Origin of the sequence: Methylophaga sp. UBA5088, assembly GCF_002414625.1 — a bacterium.
Taxonomy (GTDB): Bacteria; Pseudomonadota; Gammaproteobacteria; order Nitrosococcales; family Methylophagaceae; genus Methylophaga; species Methylophaga marina.
In genome coordinates, this window is the sequence record NZ_DIAC01000134.1 from 11,737 (window position 1) to 12,302 (window position 566).

The 566-nt window shown below is 47.0% G+C and carries 1 protein-coding gene; it reads left to right on the top strand.

Features of this window, described 5'->3' with window-relative positions; all coding sequences use genetic code 11:
* Positions 1–558: AAA family ATPase (locus B4K20_RS16520; RefSeq protein ID WP_289283761.1), on the top strand; the 558-nt coding region annotated here is incomplete at its 5' end.
* Between the last annotated feature and the right edge of the window lie 8 nt (positions 559–566).

The window sequence follows — 566 nt, forward strand, 5'->3', positions numbered from 1 at the left end:
GATGAGGTGGAAAAAGCCCATCCGGATGTCTTTAACATCCTGCTTCAGGTGTTGGACGATGGCCGTTTGACTGATGGACAGGGGCGTACAGTGGATTTCCGTAATACCGTTATTGTGATGACCTCTAATTTAGGCTCAAGCGTGATTCAGGAAATGGCCGGTGAAGAAAATTATGACGCCATGAAGGCGGCGGTCATGGAGATTGTGGCACAACATTTCCGTCCGGAGTTTATCAACCGGGTTGATGATGTGGTGGTATTCCATCCATTACAACAGGCGCAAATCCGTGCGATTGCTGAGATTCAGTTATCTCATCTGCGTGCAAGACTGGCCGAGCGTGAGATGAAGCTGATGTTATCTGATGAGGCATTGGATTTGATTGCTTCAGAAGGCTTTGACCCTGTCTATGGTGCAAGACCACTGAAACGTGTGATTCAACAGGAGATTGAAAACCCTCTGGCGCAGGACTTATTGTCAGGTAAGTTCTCAGCGGGTGATACCGTCAATATCGATGTTGAAGCCGATAAACTGGTTTTCAAAGAACTGAAGCTTCACTAAAACATGAG